The organism is Curtobacterium sp. HSID17257 (genome assembly GCF_003989515.1).
GTDB lineage: Bacteria > Actinomycetota > Actinomycetes > Actinomycetales > Microbacteriaceae > Curtobacterium.
The window spans coordinates 1-833 of sequence record NZ_RBLU01000237.1; the positions used below are offsets into that span (position 1 = coordinate 1).

Below are 833 nucleotides of genomic sequence, written 5' to 3' on the forward strand. Positions count from 1 at the left end.
TGGAAGTGGGTGACACCGGCTCCGCCGAGGAGCACGGCGAGCAGGGTGGCCGTCCGGGTCGCGCGTCGGGCGCGCTGGCGTCGTCGCATGGCCCCATCGTGCACGCCACCGGCCGAGTGGGTACCGGGTGTCGCTCAGGTCAGCGCGGTCGCGACGAGGTCGAGCACCGCCGTGGCGACGTCGGCCTTGCTGCCCGAGGTCTCCCGCACGACCTCGCCGCCGGGCACGAGCACCTCGATCGCGTTCTCCTCGCGCTCGAAGCCGGCGTCCCACCCGACGTGGTTCACGACGAGCAGGTCGGCCGGCTTCCGGGCGATCTTGGCGCGACCGAGGGCGATCCGGGCCTCGCGGTCGGGTTCGGTCTCCGCCGCGAACCCGACGACGATCTGCCCGGTCCGGCGCGCCCGCACGAGGTCGGCGAGCACGTCCGGGTTGCGGACGAGCTCGAGCGTCATGGTGTCGCCCTGGTCGTCCTTCTTCAGCTTGTCGGGGCGGACCTCGGCCGGTCGGTAGTCGGCGACCGCGGCGGTCATCACCACCACGTCCGCGTCGGCGGCTGCGGCGTGCACGGCGTCGGCGAGTTCCCGGGCCGACCCGACCGGCACCACCGTGGCCCCGAGTCCCGCGGTGAGCCCGGCGTCCACGTTCGCGGCGACGAGCGTGACCGCCGCGCCGCGTCGGACGGCGTCGGTCAGACTGGAACAGCGTCGTGTAGGCAACGAGTTCGCCTGCATGCGCAGAGCCTGGTTGTCGATGTGTTATCACATTATACATTCCCTTCCTCTCAATTCCTCCACTACTTACCACCCCGATTCCCTTTTATCCTTCTTCAC

Annotated in this window: 1 protein-coding gene; it reads right to left on the minus strand. The window is 70.6% G+C overall.

Translation table 11 applies throughout. The features are described 5' to 3' along the window. Nucleotides 1-134: 134 nt before the first annotated feature. Entirely contained in the window at nt 135-734 is a 600-nt protein-coding gene (locus D8M35_RS16205) for a phosphopantothenoylcysteine decarboxylase (protein ID WP_238638286.1), read from the minus strand. Nucleotides 735-833: the final 99 nt, after the last annotated feature.